16 protein-coding genes and 1 tRNA gene are annotated in these 19,867 nt (G+C 69.0%); 12 read left to right on the top strand and 5 right to left on the bottom strand.

Translation table 11 applies throughout. The features are described from left to right. Window positions 1-257 precede the first annotated feature (257 nt). From dnaB to VNG13_09745, 7 genes are all read left to right on the top strand, one after another. The gene (gene dnaB, locus VNG13_09775) at window positions 258-1,631 is read left to right on the top strand and encodes a replicative DNA helicase (protein HVA60805.1); all 1,374 of its coding nucleotides are present in this window, start codon (window positions 258-260) and stop codon (window positions 1,629-1,631) included. Window positions 1,632-1,691: 60 nt separating this feature from the next. Beyond that, entirely contained in the window at window positions 1,692-2,576 is an 885-nt protein-coding gene (locus tag VNG13_09770) for a site-2 protease family protein (GenBank protein ID HVA60804.1), read from the top strand. Between the two features lie 10 nt (window positions 2,577-2,586). Further along, window positions 2,587-5,277 (top strand): glucosidase, encoded by a 2,691-nt coding sequence (locus tag VNG13_09765; GenBank protein HVA60803.1) that lies wholly within the window; start codon window positions 2,587-2,589, stop codon window positions 5,275-5,277. A gap of 60 nt (window positions 5,278-5,337) precedes the next feature. Next, window positions 5,338-5,886 (top strand): hypothetical protein, encoded by a 549-nt coding sequence (locus VNG13_09760; GenBank protein ID HVA60802.1) that lies wholly within the window; start codon window positions 5,338-5,340, stop codon window positions 5,884-5,886. 172 nt (window positions 5,887-6,058) lie between these two features. Continuing rightward, on the top strand, window positions 6,059-7,186 hold the full coding sequence (gene pdhA / locus VNG13_09755) for a pyruvate dehydrogenase (acetyl-transferring) E1 component subunit alpha (GenBank protein ID HVA60801.1): 1,128 nt from the start codon (window positions 6,059-6,061) through the stop codon (window positions 7,184-7,186). Further along, window positions 7,186-8,160 (top strand): alpha-ketoacid dehydrogenase subunit beta, encoded by a 975-nt coding sequence (locus VNG13_09750; GenBank protein ID HVA60800.1) that lies wholly within the window; start codon window positions 7,186-7,188, stop codon window positions 8,158-8,160. The genes pdhA and VNG13_09750 overlap by 1 nt, the downstream gene beginning before the upstream one ends. A gap of 12 nt (window positions 8,161-8,172) precedes the next feature. Further along, on the top strand, window positions 8,173-9,546 hold the full coding sequence (locus VNG13_09745) for a dihydrolipoamide acetyltransferase family protein (GenBank protein ID HVA60799.1): 1,374 nt from the start codon (window positions 8,173-8,175) through the stop codon (window positions 9,544-9,546). Window position 9,547: 1 nt separating this feature from the next. On the opposite strand, the gene VNG13_09740 is transcribed toward VNG13_09745, so the two are convergent. Further along, entirely contained in the window at window positions 9,548-11,377 is a 1,830-nt protein-coding gene (locus VNG13_09740) for an acyl-CoA dehydrogenase (GenBank protein HVA60798.1), read from the bottom strand. Window positions 11,378-11,580: 203 nt separating this feature from the next. Between VNG13_09740 and VNG13_09735 the strand changes: the two genes are divergently transcribed. Beyond that, on the top strand, window positions 11,581-13,674 hold the full coding sequence (locus tag VNG13_09735) for a prolyl oligopeptidase family serine peptidase (GenBank protein HVA60797.1): 2,094 nt from the start codon (window positions 11,581-11,583) through the stop codon (window positions 13,672-13,674). Here VNG13_09735 and VNG13_09730 read toward each other — a convergent pair. Beyond that, on the bottom strand, window positions 13,671-14,174 hold the full coding sequence (locus VNG13_09730) for a carbonic anhydrase (protein HVA60796.1): 504 nt from the start codon (window positions 14,172-14,174) through the stop codon (window positions 13,671-13,673). The genes VNG13_09735 and VNG13_09730 overlap by 4 nt on opposite strands. Before the next feature lie 315 nt (window positions 14,175-14,489). On the opposite strand from VNG13_09730, the gene VNG13_09725 reads away from it, so the two are divergent. The 3 genes from VNG13_09725 (at window position 14,490) to VNG13_09715 (ending at window position 16,150) form a co-directional block, all read left to right on the top strand. Next, window positions 14,490-14,867: a hypothetical protein gene (locus VNG13_09725; protein HVA60795.1), complete on the top strand. Its 378-nt coding sequence runs from the start codon at window positions 14,490-14,492 to the stop codon at window positions 14,865-14,867. Continuing rightward, window positions 14,864-15,406, top strand: a complete 543-nt coding sequence (locus VNG13_09720) for a hypothetical protein (GenBank protein ID HVA60794.1) — start codon at window positions 14,864-14,866, stop codon at window positions 15,404-15,406. The genes VNG13_09725 and VNG13_09720 overlap by 4 nt, the downstream gene beginning before the upstream one ends. A 318-nt stretch (window positions 15,407-15,724) precedes the next feature. Continuing rightward, the gene (locus VNG13_09715) at window positions 15,725-16,150 is read left to right on the top strand and encodes a hypothetical protein (protein HVA60793.1); all 426 of its coding nucleotides are present in this window, start codon (window positions 15,725-15,727) and stop codon (window positions 16,148-16,150) included. 477 nt (window positions 16,151-16,627) lie between these two features. Here VNG13_09715 and VNG13_09710 read toward each other — a convergent pair. Continuing rightward, a tRNA-Gly gene (locus VNG13_09710) sits at window positions 16,628-16,701 on the bottom strand. Between the two features lie 60 nt (window positions 16,702-16,761). Here VNG13_09710 and dcd point away from each other — a divergent pair. Continuing rightward, window positions 16,762-17,337 carry a dCTP deaminase gene (gene dcd, locus VNG13_09705; GenBank protein HVA60792.1) on the top strand — a complete coding sequence of 192 codons (576 nt, stop codon included), beginning with the start codon at window positions 16,762-16,764 and terminating at the stop codon, window positions 17,335-17,337. Here the strand turns inward: dcd and VNG13_09700 are convergent. Both VNG13_09700 and VNG13_09695 read right to left on the bottom strand, forming a co-directional pair. Then, on the bottom strand, window positions 17,326-19,653 hold the full coding sequence (locus tag VNG13_09700; protein HVA60791.1) for a (Fe-S)-binding protein: 2,328 nt from the start codon (window positions 19,651-19,653) through the stop codon (window positions 17,326-17,328). The two genes, dcd and VNG13_09700, sit on opposite strands and share 12 nt — an antisense overlap. 54 nt (window positions 19,654-19,707) lie before the next feature. Continuing rightward, window positions 19,708-19,851 (bottom strand): hypothetical protein, encoded by a 144-nt coding sequence (locus VNG13_09695; GenBank protein ID HVA60790.1) that lies wholly within the window; start codon window positions 19,849-19,851, stop codon window positions 19,708-19,710. Window positions 19,852-19,867: the final 16 nt, after the last annotated feature.

The raw sequence follows: 19,867 nt of genomic DNA, 5'->3' as shown, positions 1-19,867 counted from the left end.
GTCGTCCCTGCTCACCTGGGTCGCCGGCGGCCGGGAGCGCGCGGCCTCCACAGGTCATCCACACGCTGTGCACCGGCCTGGCGGAGTTGCCCACACCGCGTCCCCACAGCTGTCCACCGGCCCGGAGATCGACACCTCGCGTCCGATAGCCGGGCCGGCGCAGGGCGCCTAGGGTCACGCCCGGCGACGAAATTGTCGGTCCCATCGGCTAGACAGCGCTATGGCAGCCGGACGGTCCACCAGAGGGGTGTGCAGACGTGAGCGTCGCTGACATCGCCCCGGTTACCGCCGGCCCCGAGTACGAGCGGCAGCCGCCGCAGGACATCCTCGCCGAACAGTGCGTGCTCGGCGGGATGATGCTGTCCAAGGACGCCATCGCCGACGTCGTCGAGGCCCTTCGGCCAGGGGACTTCTACCGCCCAGCGCACCAGACCATCTACGACACCGTGCTCGAGCTGTACGGCCGGGGCGTCCCCGTGGACCCGGTGACCGTTGCCGACGAGCTGACCCGGCGCGGCGAACTCGGCCGGCTCGGCGGCGCTCCGTACCTACACACCCTGGTGTCCTCGGTCCCGACCGCGGCCAACGCCGGGTACTACGCGCGGATCGTCAGCGAGCGGGCCGTTCTGCGCCGGCTCATCGAGGCGGGTACCCGGATCGTGCAGCTCGGCTACGGCGCGGCGAGCGGCGCCGGCGGCGAGGTCGACGACGTCGTCGACCGGGCGCAGGCCGCGGTCTACGACGTCACCGAGCGCCGGACCAGCGAGGACTACGCGCGCCTCGAGGACATTCTCCAGGAGACGCTCAACGAGATCGAGGCCATCGGCAGCCGCGGCGGTGCGCTCGTCGGCGTGCCGACCGGATTCCGCGATCTCGACGATCTGACGAACGGCCTGCACCCCGGGCAGATGGTGATCGTGGCCGCCCGCCCGGCGGTCGGAAAGAGCACCTTGGGCCTGGATTTCGCGCGCAGCGCTTCGATCAAGCACGGCATGACCTCGGTGGTCTTCTCGCTGGAGATGAGCCGCAGTGAGATCACGATGCGGTTGCTGTCGGCGGAGGCCCGCGTGCCCCTGCAGAACATGCGCTCAGGGACGATGCGCGACGAGGACTGGACCCGGTTGGCCCGGCGAATGGGCGAGGTGGCCGAGGCGCCGCTGTTCATCGACGACTCCCCGAACCTCACCATGATGGAGATCAGGGCCAAGGCCCGTCGGCTCAAGCAACGACACGACCTCCGGCTCGTCGTCGTGGACTACATGCAACTCATGAGCTCGGCCCGCCGGGTCGAGAGCCGCCAGCAGGAGGTGGCCGAGATGTCTAGGTCGCTCAAGCTGCTCGCGAAGGAACTCGGGGTGCCCGTCGTCGCGATCAGCCAGCTCAACCGCAACCCCGAGCAGCGTCAGGACAAGCGCCCGCAGCTCTCCGACCTCCGGGAGTCCGGGGCGATCGAGATGGACGCCGACATCGTCATCCTGCTGCACCGGGAGGAGCTCTACGAGCCGGAGTCGCCGCGGGCCGGGGAGGGTGACCTGATCGTCGCTAAGCACCGCAACGGTCCGACCGGCAAGATCACCGTGGCGTTCCAGGGCCATTACAGCCGGTTCGTCGACCTGGCGCCATCCGGCTGACCGGCCGTGCAAACCGACGTCCGGGAGTGCGCTGCGACGAGCATGCCCGATGATGGACGGGTGAGTGACGAGATGCCCATGCCCCCGGCACCAGCGCCGTGGGAGCGCGCGGTGCCCGGGCTCGCCCCGACCGGGGTCCACCCGACCTACCCCGACCCGCCCGGGCTCGCTCCACAGCCGCCCGCTGCGACGCCACCCCGACGCCGGGGCCAGCGGGTCCTGGGCCCACTGGCCGCCGCCGGGGTCGCGATCGTCAAGTACGGCGCCATCCTGATCAAGCTCAAGGTGCTTGTCGTGGTTGGCACGATGTTCATTTCGATCGCCGCCTACGCGACGCTTTTCGGCTGGCAGTTCGCGGTCGGCCTGGTCCTCATGATCTTCGTCCACGAGATGGGTCACGTGGTGGCGCTCCGCCTGCGTGGGATCAAGGCCGGCGCGCCGGTGTTCCTGCCCTTCCTCGGCGCCTTTGTCTCGATGAAGTCGCGTCCGCGCAGCGTGTACGAGGAGGCGGAGACCGCGTTGGCCGGGCCGCTCGCCGGGGCGCTCTGTTCGCTCGCTTTGCTGTACTGGGCGCACGCCACCGGATCCCCCTTGATCCGGGCCCTGGCATTCGCCGGCTTCTTCATCAACCTGTTCAACCTCATGCCGGCGCTGCCCCTGGACGGGGGCCGGGCCGCCGGAGCGTTGCATCCGGCTCTTTGGCTGGCCGGTCTGCTGGGGCTGCTCGGCTTCGAGATCTACCGGCCGAGCCCGGTCATCCCGATCCTGCTCCTGCTCGGCGGCTTCGAGCTCTACCGGCGCTGGCGCCGCCGGAACACCCCCGCCGAACAGAGTTACCACGCGCTGTCCGGCCGCCAGCGGGCTACGGTCGCCGCCGGCTATCTCGGGCTCGTGCTCGTTCTGCTCCTCGGGCTGCACGCGGCCTACGTGCCGCGGCATTTCTGAGCGCCGACGGATGGGCCAAGGCAAAGGTGGGCCGCCGCGCCGCCGTTCTGCACGGGCATCCGAGCCGATCGCGGAATCCCGCCGGTTAGCTGAGGCTGACGCGGGGACCGCGCCCTGGCGGGCGTGGGGGCCCTACCTTGCCGAACGGGCCTGGGGCACGGTTCGCGAGGACTACAGCGCGGACGGGGACGCGTGGAGCTACTTCCCCTACGAACACGCCAGGTCGCGCGCCTACCGATGGAACGAGGACGGGCTCGGCGGGCTCTGCGACGTCGATCAGTCGTTCTGCCTCTCGTTCGCCTTCTGGAACGGCAACGACCGCGAGCTCAAGGAACGCGCCTTCGGGCTGACCAACGGGGAAGGCAACCACGGCGAGGACGTCAAGGATTACTGGTGGTTTCTCGACTCGACACCTACCCACTCCTGGATGCGCTGGCGTTATCACTACCCGCAGGCGGCATTTCCCTATAACGAGCTCCGCTCGGTCAACGCCTCGCTCGGCCGAGACGATCCGGAATGGGAGCTGGTCGACAGCGGGGTCTTCGACGAGCACCGCTATTTCGTCGTCGACGTCGACTACGCCAAGGCCGATCCGACCGACTACTGCATTCGGCTCACGGTGACCAACCGCGGCCCCGACCCAGCGCGACTCGACGTGCTCCCCACGCTGTGGTTCCGCAACACTTGGGCCTGGGGCCCGGCGACGGTCCCACCACCGGAGCTCCGGGGGGATGGACCGCGCCTGGTCGGGGACCACCACCGGCTCGGCCGGCTGGTCCTGGCCGGAGACGGTGACCCCACACCGCTGCTCTGCGACAACGAGACCAACTCGGAGCTGCTCGACGGCCATGCCGGCCGGTCCCGCTACCCCAAGGACGGGATCGGCGACCACGTGGTCGCCGGGACCTCGACGGTCAATCCCGACCAGGTCGGAACCAAAGGCTCCCTGTGGTACCGATTCGAGCTGGCCGCGGGGGAGACCCGGGAGATCCGACTTCGGCTCACGCTCGACGATGCGCCGTCAGATCTCGGCGCCGGATGGGCCCAGGTTCTAACCGATCGACGGCGTGAAGCCGACGAGTTCTATGCCGGGTTGCTTCCAGCGGACGCGTCCACGGACGAGGAACTCATCGTCCGGCAGGCGATCGCCGGTCTGCTCTGGAGCAAGCAGTTCTACCCGTACGACGTCGAAAGATGGCTGAGCGGTGACCCGTCAGCTGCCCCGCCGCCGCAGAGTCGGCTCGACGGGCGGAACAACGGCTGGCCGCACGTCAACGCCCACGAGATCATCCTCATGCCGGACACGTGGGAGTACCCCTGGTTCGCCGCCTGGGACCTGGCCTTCCACGCGACCGTCGCGGCGCATGTAGACCCGGCGCTGGCGAAGGAGCAGCTGCTGTTGCTTTGCCGGGAGTGGTACATGCATCCGGACGGACAGCTCCCTGCGTATGAGTGGAACTTCTCCGACGTCAACCCGCCGGTGCACGCATGGGCCGCGCTGCGGGTATTCCACACCGACGGCGGTCGCGACTACGACTTCCTCGAGCGGATGTTCCACAAGCTGATGATCAACTTCACTTGGTGGGTCAACCGAAAGGACGTCGAGGGCAACAACTTGTTCCAGGGCGGGTTCCTCGGTCTCGACAACATCGGCCCCTTCGACCGCTCGATGCTGCCGGTGGCTGGGCACCTCGAGCAGAGCGACGGCACCGCGTGGATGGCGATGTTCTGCCTCGAGATGCTCGAGATGGCCCTGGAACTCGCGATCCAGGATCCGACCTATAGCGACGTGGCCACCAAATTCTTCGAGCATTACTGCTACATCGCCACTGCGCTGGACCAGGCCGGGCTGTGGGACGAGGAGGACGGGTTCTACTACGACGTTCTACATACCCCCGACGGGGAGTCGGTGGCCCTGCGAGCGCGATCGATGGTCGGGCTAATCCCGGTATGCGCGGTACTCGCGCTTCACGACGAGCACCTGGCGGCACTCCCGGACTTCGCCGCCCGGATGCACTGGTTTCTCACCCATAAGGCGCACCTGTGCGCCGGGGCCCAGTTCGGCGAGCGATCCCAGGGCGGCCGCCGGTTGCTAGCCGTGGTCGACCCGGACCGGCTGGCCCGGTTGCTGGCCCGGTTGTTCGACGAGAGCGAGTTCCTCTCCGATCATGGCCTGCGGGCGTTGTCCGCGTACCACCGCGACCATCCGCTGTTGATGGTCGTCGAGGGCCTGACCGCCACCGTCGACTACGAACCCGCCGAATCCCGCAGCGGGTTGTTCGGCGGGAACTCGAACTGGCGGGGACCGGTGTGGTTCCCGCTGAACTACCTGCTGATCCGCGCGCTGCGCCGCTTCGCCCTGTACAGCGCGGACAGCGCCACCGTCGAGTTGCCGACCGGATCCGGGCGCACCGTGACCCTCTCGGTGGCGGCCGAGGACCTCACCCGCCGCCTGATCGGCATCTTCTGTAACGACCAGGCGGGTCGGCGTCCGGTTTTCGGGACGACCGAGCTGTTCCAGTCCGACGCCGACTGGCACGACCTGCTGCCCTTCCACGAGTACTTCCACGGGGACACCGGCGCCGGTCTCGGTGCGGCCCATCAGACCGGTTGGACGGCCCTCGTCGCGGCGCTCATCCTGGACCGCAAGCTGGCCACCCCACCCGGGCCCGGGCAAAGCCGGCCTTTACACTCTACGTAGGCTGTCCGATACTGTCCGTGAGGACTATGCCGGAGTAGTCCGAACGGAGGACGTCCCGAGTTGACGAGCCGCCTTGCCCGGGCCGCCAGCGCTCCAGTGGCGGTGCTCGCTGGCCTGCTTCTGCTCGCCGGCGGCGCCTTGGCTGCCGTCGTGGGGGTCGGATTCGCGCAGCTTCGCGCCCCGAGCACGGGTTCGGCCCCGATCGTTGCCGGGTCGTTCGGAGTACCCAATGGCGTTGTGGTCGTCCCGAACCGGGCGGCGATCCGCGCCACGGCCCGCGGGCCGGCCGGGCTCGGCGCTCTCGTCCCCCGGCGGCCCAAGGCCCCGGCCGCGGTGGTCACCGCGTCCAGGGTCACCGCGTCCAGGGTCACCGCGCCGGCGGTTGCACCGCGCTTGGCCGTGGCGGCGATCGCGCTCCCGGGCGGGAAACTCGCCGCAGCCCCGCACGTTTTGTGGAGCCGGGCTGCGGCTCGAGCCGCCGTCCGGGCGATCCCGGACCGGTTGGTACACCGGCTCCGGACCCGGCCCTCCGCCGCGCGGGGACACCCCGCGCGGCCAACGTCCCATGCCCGGCATCATCAGGACCACGCGGACGACGGCGAGGACTGAGCTCGCCGGGTCCGCTCGGCGGATCGGGACCGAATCTGCGACGATGCCCGGGGGACCCGATCGGGTGCCCCGCGGACCACCGCCGGAGGGTGGCCAACCGGCGATCCCGGTGGGCCGCGCGCATCCCGGCGCCCATGACCGGGGGACCCCCGGTGACGAAGAGGAGCCGAGCATGGCCGACGGCCCACCCGCGGCGGGGGGTTCCGCGACGGCCGTGGCCCCGTCTGAGGGACCCGAGTTGGTCCAGTTGCTGACGCCCGAAGGTGAGCGGGTCAGCCATCCGGACTACTCCCTCGAGATCGACGCCGCGGACCTGCGCAGCCTCTACCGGGACCTCGCGTTGGTCCGCCGGATCGACGTCGAGGCCACCGCATTGCAGCGCCAGGGTGAGCTTGGGATCTGGGCCAGCCTGCTGGGCCAGGAGGCCGCGCAAGTGGGATCCGGCCGGGCGATGCGCGATGGCGACATGGCCTTCCCTACCTATCGCGAGCACGGAGTGGCGTTTTGCCGCGGCGTCGACCCGCTGAACCTGCTCGGACTGTTTCGCGGCGTCAACTACGGCGGGTGGGACCCCGCGAGTAGTGGATTCCACCTCTACACGATCGTCATCGGATCGCAGACGCTGCACGCGACCGGCTACGCGATGGGGATCCAGCGCGACGGTGCCGAGGACGCGGTCATCGCGTACTTCGGGGACGGGGCTTCGAGCCAGGGTGACGTCAACGAGGCTTTCATCTGGGCCAGCGTGTTCAATGCCCCCGTCGTGTTCTTCTGCCAGAACAACCAGTGGGCCATCTCCGAGCCGCTGGAACGGCAGAGCCGGATCCCGCTCTACCAGCGCGCTCGGGGCTTCGGCTTCCCCGGCGTCCGGGTCGACGGCAACGACGTGCTAGCCGTTCTCGCGGTCACTCGCGCCGCCCTGGCGCGGGCTCGGGAGGGCTCTGGCCCCACTCTGGTCGAGGCGTTCACCTATCGGATGGGCGCGCACACCACTTCCGACGACCCCACCCGCTACCGGCTGGCCAGCGAACTTGAGACCTGGAAACTCAAGGACCCGATCGAGCGGGTCAAGGCCAACCTGTCGCGGACCGGGCAGGCTGATGCGGCTTTCTTTGAATCGGTGGAGGCCGAAGCCGTCGACCTGGCAGCGCGGCTCCGCAGTGGATGCCTGGAAATGGCCGACCCGCCGCCCCTGTCGATCTTCGACAACGTCTACCAGGAAGGGTCGTCACTCATCGACGAGGAGCGCGCCGAGTTCGCGGGCTACCTCGACTCCTTCGCGGGCGAGAGGGCGCACTGATGGTCACCACCACCCTCGCGAAAGCGCTCAATGAGGGCCTGCGCAAGGCCATGGAGGCCGACCCGAAGGCAATCATCATGGGAGAGGACGTCGGCAAGCTAGGCGGTGTCTTCCGAGTCACCGACGGGCTGCAGAAGGATTTCGGCGAGGAGCGGGTCATCGACACCCCGCTCGCCGAGTCCGGAATCGTTGGCACGGCCATCGGCCTGGCGCTGCGCGGCTACCGACCGGTCTGCGAAATTCAGTTCGACGGCTTCGTCTACCCGGCCTACGACCAGATCGTTTCCCAGCTGGCCAAGATGCACTACCGGTCGGCCGGCGGCGTTCGTCTCCCGGTGACGATCCGGATCCCGTTCGGCGGGGGGATCGGGGCGGTGGAACACCACAGTGAAAGCCCGGAGGCATATTTCGCGCACACCGCTGGACTCAAGGTGGTCGCCTGTTCGAATCCGGTCGACGCCTACTTCATGATCCAGCAGGCGGTCGCCTCGGACGACCCGATCATCTTCTTCGAGCCCAAGCGCCGGTACTGGGAGAAGGCCGAGCTCGACCCGACCGCCGTCGCCGATCCGCTGCACCAGGCCCGGGTGGTTCGACCCGGCCGCGACGTCACCGTGCTCGCCTACGGGCCGATGGTGAAGACCGCCCTCGAAGCCGCCACCGCGGCCGCCGCGGAAGGCCGTGAGCTCGAGGTCATCGACCTGCGGTCGCTCTCACCGCTGGACTGGGAAGCCGTCACCGGCTCCGTCCGGCGAACCGGCCGGTGCGTCGTCGTCCACGAGGCACCGGTGTTCCTCGGTCTCGGGTCGGAGATCGCGGCCCGGGTCACCGAACGCTGCTTCTACTCCCTGGAGGCGCCGGTCCTCCGGGTCGGCGGGTTCGACACGCCCTACCCGCCGAGCCGGCTCGAGGAGGAGTACCTGCCTGACCTCGACCGGGTACTCGACGCAGTCGATCGCACGTTCGGGTACTGAGGAGCCGCGCCGATGCCGACCTTCAAGCAGTTCACGTTGCCGGACCTCGGCGAGGGACTCACCGAGGGCGAGATCCTCAAGTGGCTCGTGGCGCCCGGCGACGAAGTGAAGCTCAACCAGCCGATCGTCGAGGTGGAGACCGCGAAGGCGGCGGTCGAGGTGCCGAGTCCGTTCGCCGGCGTTGTCACTGAGCTGCATCATGCCGAGGGAGCCACGGTCGACGTCGGCTCGCCGCTGATCAGCTTCGACGTCGACCCGGGCGGCCCCGCCGCCTCGGGTGGCCGCCCGGAAGAGCTGGTCCCCGAGATTGCCGTGCCGGCCGATGACCAGGCCGTCGAGCCGGGCCTGATCGGTGGCTCAGCGCCCGGCGGGCGGACCAGCGTCCTGGTCGGCTACGGGCCGCGGCAGACGAGCGCGAAACGCCGGGCGCGTAAGGACTCGACCGCAGCTCCGATCCCGCCGGCCCGGGTTTCGGCGGCAGCGGTCGGTGAGCTGGCGGCGGAACGGGCCGCGGCGACCGTGCTCGCGAAGCCGCCGGTACGCAAGCTCGCCCGCGACCTCGGCGTCGACCTGCGCGGGCTCACCGGCAGCGGCCCGGCCGGTTCGATCACCCGGACGGACGTCGAGGCGGCGGCGACGCCTGGCTCCGCGGGACGCCCCGCGGACCCCCAGTTCGACCCGGCCTCGCGGGAGCAGCGGATCCCGATTCGCGGCGTGCGCAAGGCGACCGCCGAGGCGATGGTGGCCAGCGCCTTCACCGCGCCCCACGTCACGGAGTTCCTAACGGTCGACGTCACCGCCGGAATGGAGCTCCTCGACCGATTGCGCGCGCTGCCGGACTTCGTCGAGACGAAGATCAGCCCGCTGCTGCTCGTGGCCAAGGCGCTGCTCGTCGCCGTCCGGCGACATCCCATGATCAACGCGTCATGGGACGCCGCGGCCGGGGAGATCGTGGTCCGGGACTACGTGAACCTCGGGATCGCTGCGGCGACTCCGCGCGGGTTGCTCGTCCCGAACGTCAAGGACGCCGGACGCCTCAGCCTGCCGGAACTCGCGGTGGCACTCGGCACGCTGACCCGGACGGCGCGCGAAGGCAAGACGACGCCGGCCGACATGCAGCGCGGCACGATCACCATCACGAACGTAGGAGTCTTCGGCGTCGACACCGGTACCCCCATCCTCAACCCGGGCGAAGCCGCGATCCTTTGTGTCGGCGCGATCCGGCCAACCCCCTGGGTGCACGCCGGTGCCATCGCGATCCGGCAGGTGACCCAACTCGGGCTGTCCTTCGATCACCGGCTGGTCGACGGGAAGCTGGGCTCGGAGTTCCTCGCCGATCTTGGCCGGATGCTCGAAGACCCGGCACTGATCGTGGCCTTCGGCTAGATCAGAAGGCCGCTTCGTCCAGATCCATGAGGTCGAGGTCGGTCGCCTCGGCGATCGCACGCTCGGCGGCAAGGAGTGGAAGCCGGGTCTGGCTGAAGAAACGGGCCGCCGAGACCTTGCCCTGGTAGAAGGCCGTGTCCCGGGGGCTCGAACCTTCGGCGAGGCGGAGCAGCGCTACCTCGGCCTGCCGGAGCAGGAGCCAGCCGATCACCAGATCGCCGAGCGCGAGCAGGAGGCGGGTGGAGTTCAACCCCACCTTGTACACACTGCGGGCGTCCTCCGTCGTCGCCGTCAGATAGCCGACCAGGGCGGCGACGAGTCCCTGCACATCCTCGATCCCCTTGCCGAGCAACTCCCGCTCGACCCGCAGCTGACCGTTGCCGGCGTCGCCCTTGGCGAAGTCCTGGATGTCCCCGAGCAGCTTGGTCAGTGCCTCGCCCTTGTCCCGGACGATCTTGCGGAAGAACAGGTCCATCCCCTGGATGCCGGTGGTGCCCTCGTACAGGGTGTCGATCTTGGAGTCGCGGATGTACTGCTCGATCGGATAGTCCTGCAGGTACCCGGAACCGCCGAGGGTCTGCAGGGCGAGGGCCAGCAGCTCGTAGGAGCGTTCCGACCCCACCCCCTTGACCAGGGGCAGCAGCAGGTCGTTGAGCCGAACGGCGAGCGGGTCCTCCTCGCCCCGGGCGTTGGCCAGCTCCACGGCATCCTGCTGTGTTGCGGTGTACATCACGAGGGCGCGCATGCCTTCGGCGTAGGACTTCTGGAGCATGAGCATCCGCCGGACGTCAGGATGGTGCGTGATGGTCACCCGCGGGGCTGCCTTGTCGGTCATCTGCCGAAGGTCAGCACCCTGGATTCGGGTCTTGGCGTATTCCAGGGCGTTGAGATATCCGCTGGACAGCGTCGCGATGGCCTTCGTGCCGACCATCATCCGGGCGTACTCGATGATCTGGAACATCTGGGCGATGCCGTCGTGCACGCCACCAACGAGATAGCCGATCGCCGGGTTCTGCTCGCCGAAGGTCAGCTCGCAGGTGGCCGAAACTCGAAGCCCCATCTTGTGTTCCAAGTTGGTGACGTAGACACCGTTGCGCGCGCCCAGCTCGCCGGTGTCGACGTCCACGAGGTACTTCGGGACGACGAACAACGACAGTCCCTTGGTACCTGGCCTGGCCCCCTCCGGCCGGGCGAGGACGAGGTGCACGATGTTCTCCGGCCAGTCCCACTCACCCGAAGTGATGAACCGCTTCACGCCCTCGAGATGCCAGCTGCCGTCGGGCTGCTCGATAGCCCGGGCCCGGCCGGCACCGACGTCGGAGCCGGCATCGGGCTCGGTGAGGACCATCGTCGCGCCCCATTTGCGGTCGATCATGAGCCGCGCGAGCTTCTTCTGCTCCGGCGTCCCCAGCCGGTCGAGGATCGCGCCGAAACCGGGGCCCCCGGCATACATGTACAGCGCCGGGTTGGCCCCGAGGATCAGTTCGCTCGCCGCCCAGCGCAACGACGGCGGTGCGCCGGTGCCGCCCAGGTGCTCGGGCAGGTCCAGCCTGAACCACTCCGCATCCATCAGGGCGCTGAACGAGGACTTGAAGGAGTCCGGGAGCGTGACCGTGTGGTTCTGCGGGTCGAAGACCGGGGGGTTACGGTCCGCGTCTCCGAAGGACTCAGCCAGCTCGTGGGTGGCGAGCCGCTCGACCTCGGTGAGCACGCTCTTCGCCGTGTCGAGGTCCATCTCCGCGAACGGCCCGGTGCCGAGAACCTCCTGGCGACCGAAGACTTCGAACAGGTTGAACTCCAGGTCGCGCAGGTTGCTCTTGTAATGGCCCATGACCGGCTCCCGTCTGGTCCGCCGCCGGTGAATGGGCGACGCTCCGAAGCTACCCGCCAGTAACACGGCATGTTACCCACAGGTAATGCGAGATATGCAAGAAATCGTCTATGACACCGGCGGTCTTGATCGGCCGGTTGGCCGATAGGTCGGCGACCGGGTTCGCGATCGGGCTCCCCCCGGGTCTGCCTAGGCTCTGCCCAATGACCGAGCCCGCTGACGATTTCCCGCGCCGTTACGCCCGCACGCAGCGGTTCAGCCTGGGCGCGCCGCGGTCTTTCATCGTGAGCGGCGACGGCCGGCGGGTCGTCTTCTGCCGCACCGCGGGCGGCGCCGACGCGACCTCGGGGCTGTGGCTTCTGGAGGTGGACACCGGCGTCGAGCGGCTTATCGCCGATCCGGCGCTCCTGCTGGCCGACGCCGGGCCGGCAGAGGTGCCGGCCGAAGAGCGGGCCCGCCGGGAACGTAGCCGGGAGACCGGCTCCGGAATCGTGGCCGCCGCCGCGGACACGGCCGCCGGTTGCGTCGCCTTCACCCTCGGCGGCCGGCTGTTTTCCGCCGATCTCGAGACCGGAGCCGTCGACGAGATCGCCACCCCGGGACCGGTCATCGACCCGCGACCCGACCCGACCGGGCGGAGGATCGGCTACGTGACCGGCGGCGAACTGCATGTGGTCGAGCGGTCCGGCGGCGACCGCCGGGTCGCAGCGGACGATCGCCCCGAGGTGAGCTGGGGACTCGCCGAGTTCATCGCTGCCGAGGAGATGGACCGCCACCGCGGCTTCTGGTGGTCCCCCGACGGGCAGCGGCTGCTGGTCGCCCGGGTCGACGTCTCCGCCGTCGCCGTTCGCTACCTGGCCGATCCGGCGAACCCCGACCGGCCACCGGTCCCCTGGCGCTATCCCGCCGCGGGCACCGCAAACGCCGAGGTCAGCCTGCACGTGGTGGACCTCGCCGGCCGACGGGTCCCGGTGCACCTGCCACCCGACCACCCGTACCTGGTGAATGTCTGCTGGGACGCGGCTGGGCCGCCCCTCGCGGTCGTGCAGACCCGGGATCAGCGACGGGTCACCGTCCTCGAGATAGACCCGGAGACCGGCCTCGGGACGGTCCTACGGGTCGACGAGGACCCGGCCTGGGTGGGTCTGGTCACCGGCGTCCCGGCCCGACTGCCGGACGGGCGACTGGTCTGGGCGGCCGACGCCGACGGTTGGCGGCGCCTGCTCGTCGACGGCACACCGGTTTCCCCGGTCGGCCTGCAGTTGCGGCGGGTCGTCGGCGTCGCTGGCTCCGCCGTTTGGTTCACCGGCTCGACGGAGCCCACCGAAGTCGATGTCTGGTGTTGGCGGGACGGCGCGCTGACCCGCGTGTCCGAGGCCGCGGGGGTCCACGACGCGGCCGTAGGTGGCGATGTAGCGGTTCTCACCTCAGCGGCAGCGGGGACGGACCGGGTACGGAGCGTGGTCCGGGGGGGTCACCAGCCCACGCGCGAGGTGGCCTCTTTCGCGGAGCCCTATCCGTGGCCGGACACCACCCGGCTCCTCACGATCGGCCCGCGCGAGCTCCGGGTAGCCGTGCTGCTGCCCCGCGACCACCTACCCGGTAGGAAGCTGCCCGTACTGCTCGACCCATACGGCGGCCCCGGCGCGCAGCGGGTCCTCGCTGCGCCCGGCGCGTGGCTCGCCAGCCAATGGTTGGCGGATCAGGGGTTCGGGGTGGTCGTGGCTGACGGCCGCGGGACCCCGGGGCGCGGCAACGAGTGGGAGCGGGCCATCCACGGCGACCTGGCGACGGTGGTCCTCGAGGATCAGGTGGAGGCGCTGCGTGGCGCGCTTCTCGCGGTGCCCGATCTGGACGGTAGCCGGGTCGGCATCCGCGGCTGGTCGTTCGGGGGCTATCTCGCCGCCCTGGCCGTGCTGCGCAGACCCGATGTCTTCCACGCCGCCGTAGCCGGCGCACCGGTCACCGACTGGCTGCTCTACGACACCCATTACACAGAGCGCTACCTCGGGCATCCGGACCACGCGCCGGAGAACTACCGGAACTCGTCCCTGCTCGACTCGGCGGCGCAGCTGACGGCGCCGTTGATGATCATTCACGGGCTGGTGGACGACAACGTGTTGGTGGCCCACAGCCTGCGCCTGTCCCAGCGGTTGCTGGAGGCCGGCCGACCGCACACCGTGCTCCCGCTCAGCGGGATCACGCACATGGCGGCCGACGAGATCGTGGCCGAGAACCTGCTACGACTCCAGGTGCGCTTCCTGCACCAGGTTCTCGGGACGGTTGCGGGGGGCTAGCAGACCCGCCGGATCCGCCCGGTGTTCGTGTCGTAGAGAAAGCCACCGACTGTGACGTCGGATAGATAGGGCCAGGAGCGCACCCGCTGCACGTCGTAGCGCAGCGCGCTCTCCTGGTCCCGGGTGGTCAGAAAGGAGATGCTGCGCGTGTCCGGGCCGCCCGCATCGCGGATCGCGGCGTGGATGTCCTCCTCGGCCCCCCCGGCCATTCGGCAGTCGGTATGGGCGACCACCATGATCGCGTCCACGTTCAGCAGGCAGGACGCCAGTACCAGCGTGCGGAGCACGTCGTCGGTGACGCGTGCACCGGCGTTTCGCAGGATCTTCGCGTCGCCGGGCGTCAGCCCGAGCATCGCCAAAGGCTCGATCCGCGAGTCCATACAGGTCAGCACGGCCAGGCCCTTTGCGGCCCGTCCCTCCAGCGCGGCGAGCCGGAATTTCTCCGCGTAGCCGCGGTTCGCCGCGAGCACATGGGCGAATGCTTCGTCGTCTCGCGGCACGTGCCGCAGCCTAGATGCTTGGCAGGGGCTCGGACAGTCGGGCTGCCTACCGTGACCTGATCGGCGAGCGCGTGCGACAGCAGCGCCCTCCCTACTGATAACTGATATGTTCACGCGGTGAACGGTTGGGAACTGCGTGAGTTGAGGCTCCGAGGCGGGTTGACTCTGCGCCAGGTGGCGCGGGCCGCCGGGACCGCTGATACCAACGTCTCCGCCTATGAGCGGGGGGCGAAGATTCCCGATCCTCGTACGCTAAGTCGGCTGCTTGCCTCGGTCGCTGCGGGGTCGAACAGCCCAATCCACACCCGCCATCTCATGACGGTGCCCGCTACCGCCGCGTCGTTGCGGAGGGGGCTCCGCGACGCTTGGACCATCGCCGACCTGTTGCGGCTGATCCGCGAGATGCGTGCCAACCTCACGTTTCTGACCAGCCCTGCTGACCGCGAAGCGTTCTTCGCGCAGCCATCCACGACTGGCGACCAACGGTGGGACGCCATGCTCGCTGGAAATGTCGAAGATCTGGCGATCCGGGAAGGGACGGACGTGCCGGCGTGGACCCGTGGGGGGGCGTTGCCTGAGTTCTGGTTCGTCGGTGGCATACCCAGCCTGCGGGCGTACGCGTTCGCCTATTCGCCGTTCTCCTTGCAGATACGCGGTGTCATGGTCGACCCAGCGGACCTCGAGTCGGTATGAACGGCAAGGACTCACCGCTGCTCGATGGCGACCAGGTGCGTGCGCTGCTCACCGACCTGGGCGAGCGCCTAGCTGCTCGCGGGATCGAGGCAAGAATGTTCCTCGTGGGCGGCGCGGCGATGGCGCTGGCCTTCGGCCGGCGGCGAGTGACCCGCGACCTCGACGCCGTGTTCGAGCCGAAACGTGAGATCTACGAGGAGGCAGCAGCGCTGGCCCGAGCCCGGGGCCTGCCCGAGGACTGGCTCAACGACGGCGTGAAGGGACTGCTCCCCGACAAGGTTCGACCGATCGAAGGAACGAGCAGCTTCTCGGCCCCCGGCATCCGGGTCGGCGTCGCATCGCCGGAATACCTGTTCGCGATGAAAGCCCAGGCGGCACGGCAAGAGATCGACGGTGATGACCTCCGTACGTTGGCCAAAGCGCTGAAGATCGAGAACCTGCAGCAGGCCCTCGAACTGGTGGACCGCTTCTACGGCGCGAACCAGCTCACGATGAAGACCCAACTCATCCTGGAGGGGCTCCTCGAGGAGATGGATTGAGCCCGGCGGCTGGAGCACCTCACTTGTCACAATACGAACCGCGCGCTCGCTGTTGAGGGGCCAGCATTGAAAGTGCAGGCGGTCAGATCGCGGGCCGTGAGTCGATCCTGTCGCCAGCACCAGGCCTGCCCGGGAGATCAAACCCTGTGCGCAGGCTGGCGGCGGCTGAAGCGCTCAGATGGATGGATGGCTTCGCACTGTTGGGCCGGACCTTCGCAGCCCCGAATCTCTCGGGGGCAAGTCCGTGGCCCCTCCTCGCTATCTCGCGCATGCCGCACCGCATGGCGCATGCGGCCCCCACATGGCTACAATGTAGTCATGTCGCATCCGCTCTCGGTTCGCTTTCGCCGTTCGGAGGTCCTTGATCGACTGAAAGTAGAGGCCACGGCGCGCAAGCTCTCCACCTCGGCGCTAGCCGAGGAGTTGATCGAGGAAGGACTTCGGCTACGCCGCCATCCCCTCGTCGTCTTCCGCGACGGCGCGACCGGTCGTCGAGCCAGCCTCCTCGGCGGCCCGGACATTTGGGAGGTGATCAACGGGCTGGTCGGCGGTGACGTCCCCGTCGCGGATCGGGTGGCCCGGGCCGTGGAACTGTTCGGGCTCTCGGCCGAGCAAGTGACCGGCGCGCTCGACTATTACGCGGCGTTCCCCGTGGAAATCGACGCTGAGGTCGCCGCCAATGTGGCCGCCGCCGAGGAGGCCGAGGCCACCTGGCATCGCCGCCAACGGCTGCTCGCTGGATGAGGCTTCTGCTCGACGTTCACCACTCCCGAGTTGCCGCGGATCGTCTTCGTCAGGACCACCACGACGTGCTCGCTGCGGCCGACGATGCCCGCCTGGCGGCAATGGCCGACGAGGATCTCCTCCGCTTCGCGACTGCCGACCAACGGGCATTGGTCACGGAGAACATCAAGGACTTCGATCGCATCGTGCGAGCGTGGGCGACGACCGGCGAGCATCACGGCTGGTGTCGTCTTCACCTCACCCCGCCGATTTCATCGTGGGCGGCTGAGCTACCCGGACGACTTGGTGGTCGCGCTCCGGCGGTTCCTGTCCGACCCTCCTCGCGGGGACCGCGACTGGGTGCACTGGCTCAGCTGAAGGCGGTTGCCTCGACTTCGACCCTTACGTGCACGTCAGACCCTCGCCCGAAACCAGGAGGAGTGGAGCCAGGAGCCAGGCGACGACACCCCGGTTCGCACAATGCTCGATATGCCTAGCTGGAGCGGGTGACGGGAATCGAACCCGCACTGTCAGCTTGGGAAGCTGATGTTCTGCCATTGAACTACACCCGCGGCGTCGGCGAACCCGCGTACCGGCAGCGGTCAGGATACCCGGACCGGTAGCCTCCGCGCGTGCTGCTCTCCGATCGAGACATCCGGGCCGAGATCCACGCCCGCCGGGTCGTGCTCGAACCGTTCGACCCTGCGCTGATCCAGCCGTCGAGTATCGACGTGCGACTCGACCGCTATTTCCGGGTCTTCGAGAACCACCGCTACCCGCACATCGATCCGGCGATCGAACAGCCTGACCTGACCCGGCTGATCGTGGCGGAAGGGGACGACCCGTTCATCCTGCACCCGGGCGAGTTCGCGCTGGCGTCCACGCACGAGGTGATCACGCTGCCGGACGACATCGCCGGGCGACTCGAGGGAAAGTCCTCGCTGGGCCGGCTGGGCCTGCTCACGCACTCGACGGCCGGGTTCGTGGATCCGGGCTTCAGTGGGCACGTCACGCTCGAGCTGTCCAATGTGGCGACGCTGCCTATCAAGCTCTGGCCGGGCATGAAGATCGGGCAGCTCTGCCTTTTCCGGCTCTCATCGCCCGCTGAGCACCCGTACGGTTCGTCGATCTACGGGTCGCGCTATCAAGGGCAGCGCGGCCCGACCCCCTCCCGCTCTTGGCAGAACTTCAGCCGCTCACCGCTCTGAATCGGAACCGGTTTCCGGGCTCGGCTCGGCAGGGGCAGGGGCAGGGGTAGGGGTAGGGGCAGGGGCAGGGGGCGGGGGCGGATCCGGCCGGTCGGGTGGCTCAGCGGCCGCTTCCGCGCTTTCCGCCTCGAGAGCTGCCGCGCCGGCGGCGATCGGCTCGGCGGGCGGGGGTGGAGGCGCAACCGCCGTTGTCGCAGGGCCGGTGCTGGTCGATTCCTCCAACGCCGAATCCGTCGTCGCCGTCCCGACAGCGCCGACGCCGGCGGGGATCCGGCGTAGCCCAACCGAATCCTGGAGCACCTGGGCGATGTCGATGACCCGGACGCCCTGGGCGGCGCCCTCGGAGCGGCGTTGCGTCACCGCGTCGTCGAGCATGATCAGGCAGTAGGGGCAGGAGGTGGCTACCAGCTCCGCCCCGGTGCCGAGCGCCTCGTCGGTGCGTTCGAGGTTGATCCGCTTGCCGACCCGTTCCTCCATCCACATCCGGGAGCCGCCTGCGCCGCAGCAGAACCCGCGGTTGCGGCAGCGCTTCATCTCCACCTGTTCCACGCCGGGGACCGCCGACAGCACGCTGCGCGGCGGGTCGTAGATCTCGTTGTGCCGGCCGAGGTAGCACGGGTCGTGATAGGTGACCTTCGCATCCACCCGGTCCCGCGGGGTGAGCTTGCCTTCCTCGACCAGCCGACCTAGCAACTGCGAGTGATGCACCACCTCGTAGTTGCCGCCGAGCGCCGGGTACTCACGGGCCAGCGAGTTGAAGCAGTGCGGGCAGGAAGCGACGACCTTGCGTACCCCCACCGCGTCGAGGACCTCGATGTTCGCCTTCGCCTGTTCCTGGAACAGGTACTCGTTCCCGAGCCGCCGGGCGGGGTCTCCGGTGCATGATTCCCGGGGCCCGAGGACGGCGAACTTAACCCCGGCGTGGTGCAGCAGGCGGGCGACGGCCTGGGTGCTCTTGCGGGCCCGGTCGTCGAGGGCGCCGGCGCAGCCCACCCAGTACAGGTATTCGACGTCATCCGGGATGCGATCCGCGACGATCGGCACCTCGAACTCGAGGTCCTCGGTCCACTCGAGCCGCTTGTTCGCCGAGAGCCCCCATGGGTTGCCCTGGTTCTCGACCCCGCGGAGCATCACCCCGGCTTCGGCCGGGAAGCTCGACTCGATGAGCACCTGGTAGCGGCGCAAGTCGAGGATGGTGTCGACGTGCTCGATGTCGACCGGGCACTCCTCCACGCATGCACCACAGGTGGTGCAGGCCCACAGCGCTTCGGGGTCGATCACGTCCGGGACGAGGCTGGCGGCCGGACCGTCTCCGCCCCCGAGCAGGGCGCCGGCCCGCGCGAACAGCTGATCGCGCAGATTGGTGATGATCAGCTTCGGGTTGAGTGCCTTGCCCGTGTTCCAGGCCGGGCACACGTCCTGGCAGCGCCCGCATTCGGTGCAGGTCACCAGGTCGAGGAGCTGCTTTCGGGACAGCTGCTGAATCTCGCCAGCGCCGATCACCGCGTCCTCGTCCTCGGACTCCATCAGGGCTTCGAGGTCCGGCGTGCTCCCGAGCGGGCCCAGCGCCTTGGGTCGGCGGGAGAGCAGCACGTTGATCGGAGCGCTGAAGATGTGCAGGTGCTTCGAGTACAGGACGAGTACCAGGAAACCCATGACTACGGCGATCTGGGCGAGGATGAACACGGTTTCGACGTGTCCCGCCGCCGTCGACGAGAGCCCGGACATCAGGTCGCCGATGCCTCTCGATGCAAATGGCCACCAGCCATCACCCCGATACGGGAAGACCCCGGTTCGCTCCTGGGCGCCGCGGTACACGAGCAGGGTCAGGATGACGAGAAAGATCATGCCGAGGATTACGAAGGCCTGACCGGTGTGCGAGCTGTAGAAACGGGAGTTCCGCTCCCGACGGGCCGGCGAGTTGACCAGCCGGATCGCGGCGAAGGTGCCGAGCGCGACCAGCACGGCGACCGCGAAGAAGTCCTCGAGGAACCCGAGCCACGCCTGCCGGCCGATCACCGGGATCGCGAAGTCCCGGGCGAACAGGGCCCCGTACGCCTCGATGATCGTGAACATCAGGACGAGGAAAGCCCAGAAGGTGAAGAAGTGCGCGATCCCGGAGACCGGGCGCTTGAGCAGCTTGCGCTGGGCGAAGACGTCCGTGATCTCGGCCCATCCGCTGCGCAACGGATGGGCGAGGCGGCCGGGGGCCGGCCGGCCGGCCCACACCAGCCGCCCGAGGAACAGCGCGCGGTAGCCCGCCGCGATGGCGGCCAGCGCGGTGATTCCCCAGCCGATTCCGAGACGGATGGCCACAGGTCAGCTCCGTTCAGCGCGGACGTCGGGTGCGCAGGGAGCGTACGACCTCGCTCACAGCGCCCCGAGCAGCCCCCGGATCAGCGGGATGAGCACGATCGGCGCGGTCAGCAGGAGCAACCCGAGGACGACGAGCAGCGCCAACAACCGGGTGCGCACGCCGGGCGACCCGGTCGAGCTCCGCAGCTGTCGCAGCATGCGGCCAGCGTACGGT

The organism is Mycobacteriales bacterium (genome assembly GCA_035533475.1).
In the GTDB taxonomy this organism is placed as follows: domain Bacteria; phylum Actinomycetota; class Actinomycetes; order DATLTS01; family DATLTS01; genus DATLTS01.
Note: the sequence above shows the minus strand (reverse complement) of the source record. Positions and strands in the feature narration are given on the sequence as shown.

What these genes read in the sequence shown, in the direction of transcription:
- VNG13_09745 (HVA60799.1), top strand. Translation starts at nt 8,173, where the DNA reads ATGCCGACCTTCAAGCAGTTCACGTTGCCGGACCTCGGCGAGGGACTC.
- VNG13_09740 (HVA60798.1), bottom strand. Translation starts at nt 11,377, where the DNA reads ATGGGCCATTACAAGAGCAACCTGCGCGACCTGGAGTTCAACCTGTTC.
- VNG13_09750 (HVA60800.1), top strand. Translation starts at nt 7,186, where the DNA reads ATGGTCACCACCACCCTCGCGAAAGCGCTCAATGAGGGCCTGCGCAAG.
- VNG13_09695 (HVA60790.1), bottom strand. Translation starts at nt 19,851, where the DNA reads ATGCTGCGACAGCTGCGGAGCTCGACCGGGTCGCCCGGCGTGCGCACC.
- VNG13_09725 (HVA60795.1), top strand. Translation starts at nt 14,490, where the DNA reads ATGACGGTGCCCGCTACCGCCGCGTCGTTGCGGAGGGGGCTCCGCGAC.
- VNG13_09720 (HVA60794.1), top strand. Translation starts at nt 14,864, where the DNA reads ATGAACGGCAAGGACTCACCGCTGCTCGATGGCGACCAGGTGCGTGCG.
- VNG13_09735 (HVA60797.1), top strand. Translation starts at nt 11,581, where the DNA reads ATGACCGAGCCCGCTGACGATTTCCCGCGCCGTTACGCCCGCACGCAG.
- VNG13_09715 (HVA60793.1), top strand. Translation starts at nt 15,725, where the DNA reads ATGTCGCATCCGCTCTCGGTTCGCTTTCGCCGTTCGGAGGTCCTTGAT.
- VNG13_09765 (HVA60803.1), top strand. Translation starts at nt 2,587, where the DNA reads ATGGGCCAAGGCAAAGGTGGGCCGCCGCGCCGCCGTTCTGCACGGGCA.
- pdhA (HVA60801.1), top strand. Translation starts at nt 6,059, where the DNA reads ATGGCCGACGGCCCACCCGCGGCGGGGGGTTCCGCGACGGCCGTGGCC.